At 74.1% G+C, this 16659-nt stretch carries 14 protein-coding genes; 5 read left to right on the top strand and 9 right to left on the bottom strand.

Features of this window, described 5'->3' with window-relative positions; genetic code table 11:
- The first annotated feature begins 2 nt into the window (after positions 1 to 2).
- The 4 genes from ACIP5O_RS01635 (at position 3) to ACIP5O_RS01620 (ending at position 5036) form a co-directional block, all read left to right on the top strand.
- Positions 3 to 668, top strand: a complete 666-nt coding sequence (locus ACIP5O_RS01635; protein ID WP_401287212.1) for a PadR family transcriptional regulator — start codon at positions 3 to 5, stop codon at positions 666 to 668.
- Between the two features lie 132 nt (positions 669 to 800).
- Positions 801 to 1535, top strand: a complete 735-nt coding sequence (locus ACIP5O_RS01630) for an ABC transporter ATP-binding protein (protein WP_401287209.1) — start codon at positions 801 to 803, stop codon at positions 1533 to 1535.
- A complete protein-coding gene (locus tag ACIP5O_RS01625) occupies positions 1532 to 4393 on the top strand; it encodes an FtsX-like permease family protein (protein ID WP_401287206.1) in 2862 nt (953 codons plus the stop codon). Before ACIP5O_RS01630 ends, ACIP5O_RS01625 begins: the two co-directional genes overlap by 4 nt.
- A 97-nt stretch (positions 4394 to 4490) precedes the next feature.
- Positions 4491 to 5036 carry a bacterial proteasome activator family protein gene (locus ACIP5O_RS01620; RefSeq protein ID WP_351968826.1) on the top strand — a complete coding sequence of 182 codons (546 nt, stop codon included), beginning with the start codon at positions 4491 to 4493 and terminating at the stop codon, positions 5034 to 5036.
- 145 nt (positions 5037 to 5181) lie between these two features.
- Here the strand turns inward: ACIP5O_RS01620 and ACIP5O_RS01615 are convergent, their stop codons facing one another.
- The 7 genes from ACIP5O_RS01615 to pdhA all read right to left on the bottom strand — a co-directional run bounded on the left by ACIP5O_RS01615 (position 5182) and on the right by pdhA (position 13484).
- Positions 5182 to 6168 carry an NAD(P)H-quinone oxidoreductase gene (locus tag ACIP5O_RS01615; protein ID WP_401287203.1) on the bottom strand — a complete coding sequence of 329 codons (987 nt, stop codon included), beginning with the start codon at positions 6166 to 6168 and terminating at the stop codon, positions 5182 to 5184.
- Between the two features lie 87 nt (positions 6169 to 6255).
- The gene (locus ACIP5O_RS01610) at positions 6256 to 7341 is read right to left on the bottom strand and encodes a potassium channel family protein (RefSeq protein ID WP_401287201.1); all 1086 of its coding nucleotides are present in this window, start codon (positions 7339 to 7341) and stop codon (positions 6256 to 6258) included.
- On the bottom strand, positions 7338 to 8786 hold the full coding sequence (locus ACIP5O_RS01605; RefSeq protein WP_401288105.1) for a molybdopterin molybdotransferase MoeA: 1449 nt from the start codon (positions 8784 to 8786) through the stop codon (positions 7338 to 7340). The genes ACIP5O_RS01610 and ACIP5O_RS01605 overlap by 4 nt, the downstream gene beginning before the upstream one ends.
- Positions 8787 to 8791: 5 nt before the next feature.
- Positions 8792 to 9643 carry an NTP transferase domain-containing protein gene (locus ACIP5O_RS01600; protein ID WP_401287199.1) on the bottom strand — a complete coding sequence of 284 codons (852 nt, stop codon included), beginning with the start codon at positions 9641 to 9643 and terminating at the stop codon, positions 8792 to 8794.
- A gap of 252 nt (positions 9644 to 9895) precedes the next feature.
- Complete coding sequence (locus ACIP5O_RS01595; protein WP_401287196.1) at positions 9896 to 11281, bottom strand: dihydrolipoamide acetyltransferase family protein; 1386 nt, start codon at positions 11279 to 11281, stop codon at positions 9896 to 9898.
- The gene (locus ACIP5O_RS01590) at positions 11281 to 12327 is read right to left on the bottom strand and encodes an alpha-ketoacid dehydrogenase subunit beta (RefSeq protein ID WP_401287194.1); all 1047 of its coding nucleotides are present in this window, start codon (positions 12325 to 12327) and stop codon (positions 11281 to 11283) included. Before ACIP5O_RS01590 ends, ACIP5O_RS01595 begins: the two co-directional genes overlap by 1 nt.
- The gene (gene pdhA, locus ACIP5O_RS01585; protein WP_401288102.1) at positions 12327 to 13484 is read right to left on the bottom strand and encodes a pyruvate dehydrogenase (acetyl-transferring) E1 component subunit alpha; all 1158 of its coding nucleotides are present in this window, start codon (positions 13482 to 13484) and stop codon (positions 12327 to 12329) included. Before pdhA ends, ACIP5O_RS01590 begins: the two co-directional genes overlap by 1 nt.
- A gap of 192 nt (positions 13485 to 13676) precedes the next feature.
- Between pdhA and ACIP5O_RS01580 the strand changes: the two genes are divergently transcribed.
- Entirely contained in the window at positions 13677 to 14186 is a 510-nt protein-coding gene (locus tag ACIP5O_RS01580; protein WP_401288100.1) for an Lrp/AsnC family transcriptional regulator, read from the top strand.
- A gap of 165 nt (positions 14187 to 14351) precedes the next feature.
- Here ACIP5O_RS01580 and ACIP5O_RS01575 read toward each other — a convergent pair whose 3' ends face one another.
- Both ACIP5O_RS01575 and ACIP5O_RS01570 read right to left on the bottom strand, forming a co-directional pair.
- The gene (locus tag ACIP5O_RS01575; protein WP_356539547.1) at positions 14352 to 14945 is read right to left on the bottom strand and encodes a TetR/AcrR family transcriptional regulator; all 594 of its coding nucleotides are present in this window, start codon (positions 14943 to 14945) and stop codon (positions 14352 to 14354) included.
- On the bottom strand, positions 14942 to 16567 hold the full coding sequence (locus ACIP5O_RS01570) for a 3-hydroxyacyl-CoA dehydrogenase (RefSeq protein WP_401287191.1): 1626 nt from the start codon (positions 16565 to 16567) through the stop codon (positions 14942 to 14944). The genes ACIP5O_RS01575 and ACIP5O_RS01570 overlap by 4 nt, the downstream gene beginning before the upstream one ends.
- Positions 16568 to 16659 lie beyond the last annotated feature (92 nt).

Below are 16659 nucleotides of genomic sequence, written 5' to 3'. Positions count from 1 at the left end.
GTATGTCGATCCGCCACGGGCTCCTCGCCCTCCTCGAACGCGGTCCGCGTTACGGCTCTCAGCTCCGTACGGAGTTCGAGTCCCGCACCGGCTCCACCTGGCCGCTCAACGTCGGCCAGGTCTACACGACCCTCAACCGCCTGGAGCGCGACGGCATGGTCGCGCAGGGCGGCGAGGACGAGGCCGGGCACACCCTCTACGCGATCACCGACAGCGGCCGGGCCGAGCTGAGGACCTGGTTCGAGAAGCCGGTGGACCGCACCAGCCCCGCCCGTGACGAGCTGGCCATCAAGCTCGCCATGGCGGTGGGGGCGCCGAGCGTCGACATCCGCGACGTCATCCAGTCCCAGCGCCGGCACACCGTGAAGGCGATGCAGGACTACACCCGGCTCAAGGCCCAGGCGCTCCTGGCCGTCGAGAGCGGCGGGGCGCGGGAGCGGGACGACGTGGCCTGGCTGCTCGTCCTGGAGCAGCTGATCTTCCAGACGGAGGCCGAGGCGCGCTGGCTGGACCACTGCGAGTCCCGGCTGATCCGCCTCTCGGCGACCGCGCGCTCAGCACCGGCCGCGTCGGACGCACCGGGCGCACCCGCCGCACTCGCCGCCGGAGCCTCAGGTCCCGTCTCCGCGCCCGTCGCACAGACGGGTGCGGACGGCGCCCGCTCCTGACACCGGAGCACAGAGGCGGAGGCCGCCCGTTCGTGACCGCCTCCGTCCTTCCGTACCTCCGACCGCACCACCTTCCACCGCACGCTCCGTGCCGGGCCGACCGCCCGGTACGCCCAAGGGGGGAACCCTTCCATGTCCGCACAGCAGCCCGTGCTGCAACTGAAGAACCTGACCCGGGTCCACGGCTCGGGCGCCACCGAGGTGCACGCCCTGCGCGGCATCGACCTCGCCGTGTACCCCGGTGAACTCGTCGCCGTCATGGGTCCGTCCGGCTCCGGCAAGTCCACCCTGCTCACCATCGCGGGCGGCCTGGACTCCCCCACCTCGGGCGGGGTGATCGTCGAGGACACCGACATCACCACCGTCGGCATCAAGGAACTGGCGGCCCTCCGCCGCCGCAGCATCGGTTACGTCTTCCAGGACTACAACCTCATCCCGGCCCTCACCGCCGCCGAGAACGTGGCCCTGCCCCGCGAACTGGACGGGATATCCGCCCGCAAGGCGCGCGTCGAGGCCCTCGCCGCCCTGGAGGAGATGTCGCTCGGCCACCTCGCCGACCGCTTCCCCGACGAGATGTCCGGCGGCCAGCAGCAGCGCGTGGCCATCGCCCGCGCCCTGGTCGGCGACCGCCGTCTGGTCCTCGCCGACGAGCCGACCGGCGCCCTCGACTCCGAGACCGGCGAGTCCGTCCTCGCCCTGCTCCGCTCCCGCTGCGACGCGGGCGCCGCCGGCGTCCTCGTCACCCACGAGCCGCGGTTCGCCGCCTGGGCCGACCGCGTCGTGTTCCTGCGGGACGGCGCCATCGTCGACCAGACCGTGCGCAGCGAGGCCGACTCCCTCCTCTCGGGCCAGGTGGCGGAGGCGTGAAGACCTGGTTCCACTCCTGGCGGGCCGCGATCCGCATAGCCCGTCGTGACGCCTGGCGCGCCAAGGGCCGCAGCGCGCTCGTCCTCGCGATGATCGCCCTGCCCATCCTGGGCGTCAGCGCCTTCGACCTGACCTTCCGCAGCTCGGAGCTGTCGCCCGCCGAGAAGGTGGACCGGACGATCGGCGCGGCCGACGCCCGCTTCCGGGACGCCGATATGGCCGGCGTGCCGATCCTCCAAGACCCGGAGGGCGAGATGGGCATCCCGGCCAGGATCCGGGAAGACGAGCAGTGGCCGTCGGGCGCCACCGACGTCACCAAGGCCATCCCCGCGGGCTCCACCGTCCTCACGGACCGCGTCGGGTCGGCCAAGCTGACCACGGCCCACGGCCTGCTCATGACCGAGGTGCGCGAGCTGAAGGCGTCCGACCCGGTCACCCGCGGCATCATGCCGCTCCTGGAGGGGCGTTACCCGGAGAAGAACGACGAGGTCATGGCGACCTCGCACTTCCTGGAGACCAGCGGTCTGTCGGTCGGCTCGACCCTTTCCGCTCGCAACTTCGAGCGTCCGTATCGGATCGTCGGCTCCTACGAACTTCCCGACACGCTCAAGACCGATCAGGTCAACGCGCTCCCCGGCGCCTTCCTCGCCCCGTACGCGAAGGCCGTCGAGAAGGCCGGTCTGTCGGCCCCCGGCTCCTCCGTCTCGTACCTGGTGCGGAAGTCCGGTGGTTTCACGTGGAACACGGTTCAGGAGATCAACACCAAGGGCGTCCTCGTCGCCTCGCGCGCCGTGCTGCTCGCTCCGCCCGCCGACGCCGACGTTCCGCTCTACCAGCAGGGGAACTGGGGGGACTACGAGGCCGGGCCCGCGGGCCGGGCCGCCGAGCTCGCCGCGGTCGCGACCGTCGTGGGCCTGGCGATGCTGGAGATCTGCCTCCTCGCCGGTCCCGCCTTCGCGGTCGGCGCCCGCCGCTCCCGCCGTCAGCTCGGCCTGGTCGGCGCCAACGGCGGTGCCCGCAGCCACATCCGGGCGATCGTGCTGAGCGGCGGTCTGGTCATCGGTGTCGCGGCCGCCGTCATCGGCACCGTGCTCGCCGTGGCCCTGACCCTGGCGCTCCAGCCGCTCCTCGAACAGGCGATGGGCCAGCGGTTCGGCGCCTTCGACGTCCGGCCGCTCGAAATCCTCGCCATCGCGCTGCTCGCGGTCCTGACCGGTCTGCTCGCCGCGATCGTCCCGGCCGTCACCGCCTCCCGACAGAGCGTCCTCTCCTCGCTCACCGGCCGGCGCGGTGTCCGCCGCAGCAGCCGCGTGCTGCCCGTCATCGGCCTCGTGGCCGTCCTCCTCGGCGGGGCCGTCGCCCTCCTGGGCTCCCTGGTCACCGAGCAGGTCGCCCTGGTGGCGGCCGGTTCCGCCCTCGCCGAGCTGGGTGTCGTCGCGATGACCCCGGCCCTGGTGGGCCTGTTCGGACGCAGCGGACGCTGGCTGCCGCTCTCCCCGCGCCTCGCGCTGCGGGACGCCGTCCGCAACCGGGGCCGTACGGCTCCGGCCGTCGCCGCCGTGCTCGCCGCCGTCGCGGGAACGGTCGCCGTCTCCACGTACATGGCCAGCAGGGAGGCCGAGAACAGGGCCGCGTACCAGCCCACGCTGCCGTACGGCGTCGTCGCCGCCTTCGTCCGCGAAGAGGGCGGCCGGGACGTCCCGGCGGTCCGCGAGGCCGTCCAGCGGTACCTGCCCGTCGACCTGCGCGCCGACGTCGACCGCGTCTCGGTCGGCAAGCCCGGCTGTGCCCCGTGGAGCAACGACGCGGGCTGCGGACGCTTCGAGGTCGTCGTGCCCCCGGCGAACGAGTGCCCGATGTACGTGTCGGTCCCGGGCGGCGGCGACCCCTCGGAGAAGTTCACGCCCGACCAACGGCGGAAGATGCTCACCGAGGACTGGCGCTGCAAGGAGTCCTTCCACAGCGGGATCTACGTCGACGGCGGTCTGCTCATCGGTGACGCCACGCTCCTCAAGGTGCTCGGTGTCGACGACGCCGGGGCCGAGAAGGCCCTCGCCGACGGCAGGATCGTCACCTTCGACCGGGCCCAGATCGACAAGAACGGCACCATCGGGCTCAAGCAGATCACCGACACCACCGCCGCCGACAAGGCCATGGAGGAAGGCCGTCCCGCGCCCGGCAAGGTCAGCTCCGTGCCCGCCTACCTGGTGCCCGGCGACAAGAACTCCTACGGGATCCAGGCCCTGATGACCCCGGCCGCGGCCAAGGCCGCCGGTCTCTCCACCGTCCCGCTGGGCGTATACGCCGACACCGACCGGCTCCCGGACGACGAGCAGCGGCAGAAACTCGACGGCGAGATCGCCAAGCTCGGCAGCGACGTCGAACTGCACCTGGAGCAGGGTTTCGTCAACGAGTACGGGATCGTCCTGCTCTCGCTGGCCATCTTCGCCGGCCTGGTCACCATCGGCGCCGCAGGCATCGCCACCGGGCTCGCCCAGGCGGACGCCGAGGCCGATCTGAAGACGCTCGCCGCCGTGGGCGCCCCGCCCCGGGTCCGCCGCACGCTCAGCGGCTTCCAGTGCGGTGTCGTGGCCGCGATGGGCGTGGTCCTCGGCTCGGCGGCCGGTCTGCTGCCCGCCGTGGGGCTCCGGCTCACCGAGGAGCGCGACCAGCTCCGGTACCACGAGATGAGCGTCGCCGAGGGCTGGAGCGCCGACACGGCGCCGCCGGACCTGCCGATCGTCGTCCCCTGGGAGACGCTGGGCCTCCTGCTCGTCGCCGTCCCGCTGGGCGCCGCCCTGCTCGCCGCCCTCGTGACCCGCTCGCGCGGCGCGCTGGCCCGGCGCGCGGCGACCTGACGTTCTCCGTCGCCCATCTGTGCCCCTGTACGAGGGTGGATCACCCTCGTACAGGGGCACACCCCGTGGTGAGGCACGTGTACGAGAGAATGGCGGCATGGAGATGCCGAGGAATGACAGGTCGCAGGAGAGCCCCCAGGTCCTCATCGTGGGACAGGACGGGATGGCGCTCGGCGGCACTCAGGGCGACGACGAATCCCGCGAGGTCCCGGTGACGGAAATGGTCGAGCAGCCTGCGAAGGTCATGCGGATCGGCAGCATGATCAAGCAGCTCCTGGAAGAAGTACGCGCGGCACCTCTCGACGAGGCCAGCCGGGTCAGGCTCAAGGACATCCACGCCAGCTCCGTGAAGGAGCTGGAGGACGGGCTCGCGCCCGAGCTGGTCGAGGAACTCGAGCGTCTCTCCCTGCCGTTCACGGACGAGGCGATCCCCTCCGAGGCGGAGCTGCGCATCGCGCAGGCGCAGCTGGTGGGCTGGCTGGAGGGCCTCTTCCACGGCATCCAGACGGCGCTGTTCGCCCAGCAGATGGCGGCCCGCGCCCAACTGGAGCAGATGCGCCGGGCGCTGCCGCCGGGCTCCGGTCACGACGATGACGACGACCACGGCCCGGGCCACGCGGTCCGCTCGGGGCCGTACCTGTAGGACGCCGTACGCGTCGCGAAGGGGCCCGGCACGGAAACGGTGTGCCGGGCCCCTTCCGCGTCGTACGGAGGGGGTGCGGGCCCCGGGGTGCGCCTCCCTCATCGGGCCCCGGGGTGCGCCGGGCCCCTCCGCGCTGTGGACCGGGTCAGGCGCCGGGCGCGAGGAGCAGGACCTTGCCGACGTGGTCGCCGGCCTCCAGCGCCCGGTGCGCGTCGGCGGCCTCCGGCAGCGGCACCGTGCGGTCGACGACCGGCCGGACCGTGCCCGCCTCGACCAGCGGCCAGACGTGCTCCCGGACGGCGGCGACGATCGCCGCCTTCTCCCCCGCCGGGCGGGACCGCAGCGTGGTCGCCATGACGGCGCCGCGCTTCGCGAGCAGCGCCCCGAGGTTCAACTCGCCCTTCACCCCGCCCTGGAGACCGATGATCACCAGACGCCCGTTCACGGCGAGCGCCTTCACGTTCCGTTCCAGGTACTTGGCGCCGACGATGTCCAGGATGACGTCCGCACCGGCCCCGTCCGTCGCCCCGGCCAGCTCCTCGACGAAGTCCTGCTCGCGGTAGTCGATGAGGACGTCCGCGCCCAACTCGGCGCAGCGCGCCAGCTTCGCGGGGCTTCCGGCGGTGACCACGACCCGGGCGCCGATCGCCTTCGCCAGCTGGATCGCCATCGTCCCGATCCCGCTCGCGCCGCCGTGCACGAGGAGCGTCTCGCCCGGCCGGAGCTGGGCGATCATGAAGATGTTGGACCAGACGGTGCACGCGACCTCGGGGAGCGCGGCGGCCGTGGCCACGTCGAGGCCCTTCGGCACCGGAAGGAGCTGCCCGGCCGGGACCACGACCTTCTCGGCGTAACCGCCGCCGGCGAGCAGGGCGCACACCTCGTCGCCGACGGCCCAGCCGGACACCCCCGGGCCGAGCGCGGCGATCCGGCCCGCACACTCCAGGCCGGGGTACGGGGAGCTGCCCGGCGGCGGGTCGTAGAAGCCCTGGCGCTGGAGCAGGTCGGCGCGGTTGACCGCGCTCGCCGCCACCTCGACGAGCACCTCGCCCTCGCCGGGTACGGGATCGGGCACCTCGGACCAGACCAGGGCCTCGGGTCCGCCGGGTTCCGGAATCGTGATCGCATACATGGCGGCGAGGCTACTCCCGCGACCCCCGCGGGGCGGGCCCGCGGGCCCGGCGGTCCCGTTCCCCCGCCGGGACGGGGCCCGGCGGGCTCACTCCTCCGGAGGGGTGGTGAGCCGGGTCACCGGCGCCGCGCGCACGATGGTGATCACCCGGTCGGTCAGTTGGAGCGGGCTGGCCGCGGGGTCGTCGTAACTGAGCAGGCGGTGGCCCCGGAGCACGCTCACCACCAGGTCCCCGGTCTCCCGCACGCTCTTGCCCGCCTCGCTCTTGGTCACGGGGCGCTCGACCAGGTCGAGCCCGGAACCCTGCTGGATGAGGTCCTCCATCACCGTGCCGGCGCTGGGGCTCAGCACCGAGAGGCCGAGCAGACGCCCGGCGGCACTGGCACTGGTGATGACCGCGTCCGCGCCGGACTGGCGCAGCAGCGGCGCGTTCTCCTCCTCGCGGACGGCGGCGACAATCTTCGCGCCCCGGTTGAGCTGGCGCGCGGTCAGGGTGACCAGGACGGCCGTGTCGTCGCGCTGGGTGGCGATGACGATCTGCCGGGCCCGCTGCACCTCGGCGCGGAGCAGCACGGCGCTGCGGGTGGCGTCGCCGATGACGCCGACGAAGCCGTCCGCGTTCGCCGTCTCGATCACCTTGCTGGAGGGATCGACGATGACGATCTGCTCCTTGCTGAGACCGGTCGCGCAGAGGGTCTGGATCGCCGACCGCCCCTTCGTGCCGAACCCGACGATGACGGTGTGGTCGCGCAAGGTGGACCTCCAGCGGTTCAGCCGGAACTCCTCCCGGGTCCGCTCGGTGAGGACCTCCAGGGTGGTGCCGACCAGAATGATCAGAAACAGCACGCGCAGGGGCGTGACCAGCAGGATGTTGACGAGCCGCGCCGAGTCGCTGTACGGGACGATGTCGCCGTATCCGGTGGTGGAGAGCGTCACGGTCGCGTAGTAGGCGCAGTCGAGGAAGTCGAGCGCCTCGTCGGCGTTGTCGTGGTAGCCGTCGCGGTCGAAGTAGACGAGGAAGATCGTCACGACGAGGACGCCGAGCGCCATGAGCAGCCGCTTGCCGACCTGGCGCAGCGGCCGCTCCACCTCCCGGCGGGGCAGGGTGACCCGCGGACCGGAGATCTTCTCGTCCGCGTGGCGGGCCATCACGTCACGACTGGGAAGTTTCACGTGAAACACGCTCCTTGGGCCGGCGCGGCCCCCGCCGTCGGCGGCCAGGGAAGATCGAGGACGTCCAGTTCCTGTCCGGGCCGTGCCCCGCCGGGCGGGACGACGGCCAGGCCGTCCGCGGCGGCGATGCCGCGGAGCATGGCCGGACCGTGGTAGCGCAGCGGAACGGCCGACCCGCTGCGGCGGACGACCGGGACGAGTCGTGTGTCATGGGGGTGCCCGTGCACCTCGTCCCGAACGGGCACACGGTACGGCACGGGGGCCCGGGCCCCGGATCCGGCCCCGTCCTCGGTGCGGGGTCCGTCTTCCGTGCGGGGTCCGTCCTCCGCGTAGGGTCCGCCCTCCGCGCGGGGCCCGTCCCCGCTCAGGGCGGCGAGCAGCGGTGCGGCGAGGGTGAGGAGACCGGAGACGGCCGCGAGCGGGTTGCCGGGGAGGCCGACGAGGTGGCGCACGCGGTGGGGGCGGGCGGGGTCGGCGCCGAGGCGGGCGAGGAGCATGGGGTGCCCCGGCCGTACCTTCACCCCGTCGACCAGGAGCGTGGCACCGGCCTTGTGGAGCACGCGGTGGACGTGGTCCACGGGCCCGGCGGCGGTGCCCCCGGTGGTGAGGACCAGGTCGGCGGCGGAGCCGGTGACGGCCGCGTGGAGCGCCTCGGCGTCGTCGCCGATCCGGCGGGTGGCGAGGACGTCCGCGCCGAGCGCCGCCAGCCAGGGGCCGAGCATCGGGCCGAGGGCGTCCCGGATGAGTCCGTCGTGGGGGAGACCGGCGGTGAGGAGCTCGTCGCCGAGGACCAGGACCTCCACGCGGGGGCGGGGCAGCACGAGGAGTTCGTCGTATCCGGCGGCCGCGGCGAGGCCGAGGACGGCGGGGGTCACGGTGGTGCCGGCGGGCAGCAGCTCGTCGCCGGAGCGGTACTCCTGGCCCCGGGGACGGATGTCCTGCCCGGTGACGACTTGGCGCAGGGCGTGCAGCAGAACCCGGCGTCCGCCGTCCGGGTGCTCGGTGCGGGAGTGTTCGGTACGGAGGACGGCGGTGGTCCCGGGCGGGACGGGGGCGCCGGTGGCGATCCGTACCGCCTCCCCGTGGGCGAGGGCGGCGGCCGGAGCGTGGCCGGCGAGGACGGTGGGCTCCTCGCGGACGTGCCAGGGGCCGGGGCCCGCGACCGCCCAGCCGTCCATGGCGGAGGTGTCGAAGGACGGCAGGTCGGCGAGGGCCGGGAGCGGCCCCGTCAGGACCTGGCCGAGCGCCCGCCCCAGCGGAAGGCCCCTCGGCTCCCGGCCGGCCCGGGCCGCGACCCCCGCGCGGTGTGCGACGGCCCGCGCCTCGGGCCAGGCGGTGGCCCGGTGCGGGTGTCCGGCCTCGGCACCGCCGGTGGGCTCAGGGGCACCACCGACAGGGTCGGAAGGCGTGTCGGCGGAGCCGGGGGCCACGGGAGCGGGCTCCATCAGGCTCATCCGGCCCCGTCCTGCTCGGCCTCCCAGCGCAGGGCGAGCGCCGCGGCCTTGCGAGCCGCCTCCGCGACCGCCTCGGGGCCCCCCTCGCCCGCGCGCGCCGCCGCGTACCCCACCAGGAAGGTGGTCAGGGGCGCGGCGGGGCGGGCCACGTTGTGGGCGGCGTCACGGGCCAGGTCGAGCAGGACGCCGGTGTCGACGTCCAACTCGATGCCCAGTTCGTCCTTGACTGCGGTGATCCATTCGTCCAACACGCTCCCATGCTCCCTGATGCGGGCGCGGGCCGTGGCGATGTCCTCCCAGGTGTCGCAGTCGAAGGAGGCGAGGGGACCCGCGGGAAGCCGGACGAGCCGGAGCCCGTGCGTGAGGTGACGCAGGGGCAGATGGGCGAGACCGCCGTGCTCGTCCGCGAGCCGGGCCAGCTCGCGGCGCAGCGGGCCGGACCGGTACGCGGCGACGAGCGGCTGGTCGCGTCCCCCGGCGTCGGTGAGGAGCGCGGCCTCCGTCCCGGGGTCCTCGTCCAGCGCGCCGAGGAGGCTCCGTACGGTGGCGCCGTCCAGGAAGGGCAGGTCGGCGGAGAGGACGAGCAGGACGGCGGCCTCCGTCTCCCGCGCGCCTGCGTCGAGAGCGGCCACCGGACCGCCGCCGGGCGGGTCCTCCCTGGTCCAGCGGACGGGCCGGCCGGCCGACCGGGAGGACCCGACGACCACGGTCCGGCCGGCGTCGGAGCAGGCCGCGAGCACCCGGTCGAGGAGGGTCCGGCCCCCGATCCGTACCCCGGGCTTGTCCGTGCCGCCGAGGCGCCGGGCGGCGCCCCCGGCGAGCACGACGGCGTCGTATGCGGTGGTCACCCCAGCAGTATGGGCCGCCGGGGGCCACGGGCGCCCGGCCCGTCCCACGGGGAGGGACGGGCCGGGCGACGGCAAGAGACGGGCCGGGCGACGGCGGGTGCCGCAGACCGTACGGCGACGGGTGGCGCAGGACCTTGCGGTGGCGGGTGGCGCAGGACCTTGCGGCGACGGGTGGCGCAGGACCTTGCGGCGACGGGTCTCGTCGGACCTTGCGGCGACGGGTCTCGTCGGACCGGACGTCAGCAGGGGCCGTCAGACCGTGCGCAGCAGCACCGCCGGCTGTTCGACGCAGTCCGCCACGTACCGCAGGAAGCCGCCCGCCGTGCCGCCGTCGCAGACCCGGTGGTCGAAGGTGAGCGAGAGCTGCACCACCTGACGGATGGCCAGTTCGCCCTGGTGCACCCAGGGTTTGGGGATGATCCGGCCGACGCCGAGCATGGCTGCCTCGGGGTGGTTGATGATCGGCGTGGAGCCGTCGACCCCGAACACCCCGTAGTTGTTGAGGGTGAACGTGCCGCCCGTCAGGTCGGCCGGGGTGAGCGCGGACTGCCGGGCGGCCTCGGTCAGGCGCCCGAACTCCTCCGTCAGCGACTCGGCCGTCCGCCTCCCCGCGTCCTTGACCACGGGGACGACCAGGCCGCGCGGGGTCTGGGCGGCGAACCCGAGGTGCACGTCCGGCAGCCGGACGATCTCCCGTGCGGCGGTGTCGACCGTGGAGTTGAGCTCGGGGAACCGGGCCAGGGCGTGGACGCAGATCCGGGCGAGGAGCGCGAGGAGCGAGATCTTCGGCCCGCCCGCCGCGTTCATCGCCGCCCGGGCGGTCATCAGCCCGGTCGCGTCGGCGTCGACCCAGCAGGTCGCGTCCGGGATCTCCGTACGGCTGCGGGACAGCTTGTCCGCGACCGCTCCGCGGACCCCGCGCAGCGGAACCCGCTCGCCCACCGGCGCGACGGAGGGGGCGGAGGGAACGGACGCCGGCGCGGGCGCCCGGTGGTCCCGGGCCGTCGTGAGGGCCAGTTCCACGTCGGCCCGCAGGATCAGCCCCTCGGGCCCGGACCCGCGCACCTGCCGCAGATCGAGCCCCCCGTCCCTGGCCAGCTTCCGCACGAGCGGCGAGATGACGGGCACGGGGCCCTGGTGCGCGGAAGCGGAAGCGGAAGCGAGAGCAAGAGCGGGAACGGATGCGGGGGCAGTGACCGGAGCCGGAACCGGAACCGGAGCGGGAGCGGCCGTCGGGCTCGTCTGCCGGACCCGGCGGCGCCGGGCGGCGGGCCCTGCGGTGCCGTAGCCGACGAGGACGTTGCCGGAGTACTCGGAGGAGACGGCCGACTCGGCGTCCCCGGTGCCCTTCTCCGGGGCGGCGGGAACGGACGCGGGCTCCGCCTCCCCCGTGCCGCCCACGGCGACCGTCAGGAGCGGTGCGCCGACGGGCAGTTCGGTGCCCTCCTCGCCGTACCGGGCGGTGATGACGCCGCCGTACGGGCAGGGCACCTCGACCATGGCCTTGGCCGTCTCGACCTCGACGACCGGCTGGTCGACGGCGACGACGTCGCCCACGGCGACCAGCCAGCGCACGATCTCGGCCTCGGTGAGTCCCTCGCCGAGGTCGGGGAGCTTGAATTCGAGGACCTGGGCCATCAGTTGTCCGCCTCCCACTGGAGCCGCGCCACCGCGTCCAGGACCCGGTCCACGCCGGGCAGGTGGTGCCGCTCCAGCATCGGCGGCGGGTACGGGATGTCGAAGCCCGCGACCCGCAGCACCGGCGCCTCCAGGTGGTGGAAGCAGCGCTCGGTCACCCGGGCGGCGATCTCCGCGCCGGGGCCGCCGAAGCCGGTCGACTCGTGGACCACGACGGCGCGTCCGGTGCGCCGCACCGAGGCGCAGACGGTCTCGTCGTCGAACGGCACGAGCGAGCGCAGGTCGACGACTTCGAGGTCCCAGCCCTCCGCCTGCGCGGCCTCGGCGGCCTCCAGGCAGACCGGCACCGAGGGTCCGTAGGTGATCAGGGTGGCGCCGGTGCCCCGGCGCCGCACGACGGCCCTGCCGATGGGCTCGACGCGCGCGGGCGCCTCGGGGGACCAGTCGGACTTGGACCAGTAGAGCCGCTTGGGCTCCAGGAAGACCACCGGGTCGTCGGAGGCGATGGCCGCGCGCAGCAGGCCGTAGGCGTCCTCGACGGTGGCCGGGGTGACGACGTGGAGGCCCGGGGTGGCCGTGTAGTAGGCCTCGGAGGAGTCGCTGTGGTGCTCGACGCCGCCGATCCCGCCGCCGTACGGCACCCGGATGACGATCGGCATCGGCATCGCGCCGCGCGTGCGGTTGCGCATGCGCGCCACGTGGGAGATCAGCTGCTCGAACGCCGGGTACGCGAAGGCGTCGAACTGCATCTCCACGACCGGCCGCAGGCCGTACATGGCCATGCCGACGGCCGCGCCGAGGATGCCGGCCTCGGCCAGCGGGGTGTCCGTGCAGCGGTCCTCGCCGAACTCCTCGGCGAGCCCGTCGGTGACCCGGAAGACCCCGCCGAGGGTGCCGACGTCCTCGCCCATCACGTGGACGGTCGGATCCTCGGCCATGGCGTCGCGCATGGCGCGCTGGAGCGCCTGCGCCATCGTGGCGGGCTTGGCCTTCCCGGCCTTCCCGCCGGCCCCGGACGCCTTGGGGCCGGTCGTCGCGGTCTTCATCACGCCTCACCCTCGGCTTCGAGCTCGGCGCGCAGCTGCGCCGCCTGTTCGCGCAGTTGCGTGGTCTGCTCCGCGTACACGTGGGCGAAGAGGTCCATCGGGTCGAGCACCGGGTCGGCGTTCATCCGTTCGCGCAGGTCCGCGGCCATCGTCTCGGCGGCCTCGGCCGCGGCACGCCTGCCGTCCTCGTCGAGCAGGCCGCGTGCGGTGAGTTCCCGTTCGAGGATCAGGACGGGGTCGTGGGCCCGCCAGGTCTCGACCTCGGCGGCCTCGCGGTAGCGGGTGGCGTCGTCGGCGTTGGTGTGGGCGTCGATCCGGTAGGTGACGGCCTCGACGAGGGTCGGCCCGCCGCCGCGCCGCGCGCGGGCCACGGCCTCGGTGAGCACCTGGTGGACGGCGACCACGTCGTTGCCGTCGACGAGCCGGCCCGGCATGCCGTATCCGACGGCCTTGTGGGCGAGGGAGGGGGCGGCGGTCTGCTTGGCGAGCGGCACGGAGATCGCGAAGCCGTTGTTCTGGACGAGGAAGACCACGGGGGCCTGCCAGACGGCCGCGAAGTTCAGCGCCTCGTGGAAGTCGCCCTCGCTGGTGCCGCCGTCGCCGACCATGGCGAGGGCGACCACGTCGTCGCCCTTGAGGCGGGCGGCGTGGGCGAGGCCCACCGCGTGCGGGAGCTGGGTGGCCAGGGGGGTGCAGAGCGGCGCGATCCGGTGCTCGTGCGGGTCGTAGCCGGTGTGCCAGTCGCCGCGGAGCAGGGTCAGGGCCTGCACGGGGTCGAGGCCGCGGGCCACCGCCGCCAGGGTGTCGCGGTACGAGGGGAAGAGCCAGTCCCGGTCCTCCAGGACCGCCGCGGCGGCGATCTCGGACGCCTCCTGGCCGGTGGTGGACGGGTACACGGCGAGCCGGCCCTGTTTGGTGAGGGCGGTCGCCTGGGTGTTGTACCGGCGGCCGCGGACCAGCTCCGCGTAGAGGCGCAGCAGCAGTGCGGGGTCGGCGTCGGCCACGGCGTCCGTGCCGAGCACGCGCAGCGGCTCGGCGTCGGGCAGCAGCGGCGCGGGGTCGGTGCGCGGCCGCCACGCCGGCGGGGTGGTCCGGTGGGCGGGCGCGGCACCGGGCGGCTCTTGGACTGTCGAACTGCGCTGTCGCAACGAGTCCACCTCCTCGTGGGAGCGGGCGTGAAGCCCGAAGGCGGGCGGCGCGAGTGTGGTGCGCCTCACCTACCGATTGTTCGGTCGTGGAGGCATTTTGGCTACAGGCGCCACCAGCCTGTGGACAAACGGTTCTCCACAGCTTGGGATAAGGACAGGTCGTCCACCGGAGAGAGGCGGGGGCACATGGCGGATGAACAAATGGCCGACGAGTGGGAGCAGGTCGTGTCACCGGCCCCCGCGGCGGCGCTCCCGGGCCCGCCCGCGCGCCCGCTGGACGCCGTCGACCGCGACATCCTGCGGATACTCCAGACGGACGGCCGCGCCTCGATCCGGTCCGTGGCCGAACGGGTGCACGTCTCCCGGGCCAACGCCTACGCGCGGATCAACCGGCTCATCGACGACGGGGTGATCCGCGGTTTCAGCGCCCGCGTGAACCACGAGCGGGCGGGCCAGGGCGCCTCCGCCTACATCACGCTCAAGATCGTCCAGAACTCCTGGCGGACCGTGCGCGAACAGCTCCAGGCCCTGCCGGGAGCCGCGCACATCGCGCTGGTCAGCGGCGATTTCGACGTCCTGCTCCTGGTGCACACCCCGGACAACCGGACCCTGCGCGAGCTGGTGCTCACCAAGCTCCAGTCGATCCCGGAGGTGCTCTCGACCCGGACCCTGCTGGTCTTCGAGGAGACGGACCTCGACCCGGACCACTGAGGGGGCCGGGGCGAGGGCCCGGGAACGAGGGCCCAGGGCGGAGGGGCCGGGGCGAGAGGCCTGGAGCAGAGGGCCCGGGACGGGGGTCCGGGGCGGTGGGCCCGGGGCGAGAGTCCGGAGCGGTGGGCCCGGGGCGAGAGTCCGGGGCCGGGTCCGCCGGGGACGTCAGCGGGCCGTCCGCAGCCCGTCGAAGGCCAGGCGGACGACGGTGTCGGCGATCCGCCGCCGCTCCGCCGCCGTGTCCGGGTGCGGCCGGTACCACTCCACCAGCGAGTTGATCATGCCGAAGAGCAGCCGGGTCGCGAGCCGGATGTCCACGTCGGCCCGCAGGTCGCCCTCGGCGACGGCCGCCTTCAGGAGGTCGGCCACCCGGTGGTCGAACTCGCGGCGCCGCTCCATCGCCCACCGCTCGGTGGCCGTGTTGCCGCGCACCCGCAGCAGCAGCGTCACGTACGGCAGCTCCTCGATCAGCACCTCGACGGTGCGGCGCGTGACGTACTCGACCCGCTCGACGGCCCGGCCCCGCCCGGCCCCCTGCTCGTCGAGGACCGCGAACAGGCCGTCGAGCGCCCGGCTGACGGCCCGCCGGAGCAGCTCCTCCTTGCCGGACACGTGGTGGTAGATCGACGACTTGGAGATGCCCGCCGCCTTCGACAGGTGCTCCATCGAGGTGCCGTCGTAACCGCGCTCGTTGAAGACCCGCACCGCGACCGAGAGCAGCGTCTCGGGGGTGTACGTGTCGCGCTTCGCCGTGGTCATCGGGAAACCCGTCCTTCCTCGGCGTACCCCTTGCGGGCGGTGGCCCGGCTCGGCGCGTACCGCCCCGTCGGGTAGCGCTCGTGCAGCGACGCGAGCAGGTCCCGCACGCGCGCGTGTCCCACCTTCTCCGCCCACTCCAGCGGGCCCGCCGGATAGTTCACGCCGAGCCGCATCGCCGTGTCGACGTCCTCGGCGGTGGCGACCCCCCGCTCGACCGCGTCGGCCGCGAGGTCGGCCAGCATCGCGACCGTACGGGCGACGATCATGCCGGGCACGTCGCCGATGACGGAGACCCGCTTGCCGAGGGCCTGGAAGAGGCCGACGGCCTCGGCGAGGGACGCGGCCGAGGTGTGCTCGCCGGTCGAAAGGACGATCCGGGTCGCGCGCGCGTAGTCCAGCGCGAGGTCGAAGCGGACGGTCTCCTCGCCGGGGCGCTCGAAGGAGGCCTCGCCGTCGGCCAGGCCGAGCCGGGCGCCGCCGGGCAGCCGGACGTACCCGTCGCCGCCTTCGCGCCGGACCTCGACCCCCGCCTCCTCGAAGAGCCCCACCAGCGGCTCGGCGGGCCCGAGGTCGCCCAGGACGGTGATCCGCTCCGGCGCCTTCGCCGGCGGGGCCGTGTGCGGCTCGGGCCGCTCGGCGCCCTCCGCGTACGAGAACCAGCCGTGGCCCGTCTTGCGGCCGAGGCGACCCGACTCGACGAGCCGGCGCTGTGCGAGCGACGGGGTGAACTTGGGGTCGTGGTGGAAGGACTCCCAGACGGAGCGGGTGACGGCCTCGTTCACGTCCTGGCCGATGAGGTCGGTCAGCTCGAAGGGGCCCATGCGGAAGCCGCCGCTCTCGCGCAGGGCCGCGTCGATGGTGGCCGGGTCGGCCCCGCCCTCCTCGTGGATCCGCAGCGCCTCGGCGTAGAAGGGGCGCGCGACCCGGTTCACGAGGAAGCCGGGGGTGTCCGTGCAGCGCACCGGCGTCTTGCCCCAGCCCTTCACCGTCTCGTACGCGCGCGTGGCGACGTCCGGGTCGGTGGCGAAGCCGCTGACGACCTCGACGAGCGGGAGCAGCGGCGCCGGGTTGAAGAAGTGCAGTCCGACGAACCGGCCGGGCAGCCGCAGGCCCCCGGCGACGGCGGTGACGGAGAGCGAGGAGGTGTTGGTGGCGAGGACGGTGTCGTCGCCGACGACCTCCTCCAGGTCGGCGAAGAGCCGCCGCTTGACCGCCGGGTCCTCGACGATCGCCTCGACGACGAGGGCCGCGTCCGCGAGCTCGGCGAGCTCCCCGGCCGCGTGCAGCCGTCCGACGGCCGCCTCGCGCGCGCCCGCGTCCAGGCGGCCCTTCTCCACGAGCCGGTCGAGGCGGGCGGTGAGGGCGGCCACGGCCTCCCCGGCCCGGCCGGGGGCGCTGTCGTAGAGGCGCACGGGGTGGCCGGCGACCAGCGCGACCTGGGCGATGCCCTGCCCCATGGTCCCGGTGCCGACGACGGCGACGACGCGGTGCCGCCCGACGGGCCCCACGGTCCCGGCGCCCTCCGTCTCCACCTCCACGGCTGCAACGCGGTCCTGCTCCACGGCGGCGGGCTCCTTGGCGGTCACGTCGTCGCTCCCCCTGACGGTCACGTCGGCACTCATGGGAGTGATCCTCCCCGATGGGTTTTCCACAGGATCGACGGACCCCCTTGTCCCGACCGATCGTTCGGTTACTCTAACTCCGTACGTGTCTC

This window comes from Streptomyces sp. NPDC088915 (assembly GCF_044749825.1).
Taxonomy (GTDB): Bacteria; Actinomycetota; Actinomycetes; order Streptomycetales; family Streptomycetaceae; genus Streptomyces.
Note: the sequence above shows the minus strand (reverse complement) of the source record. Positions and strands in the feature narration are given on the sequence as shown.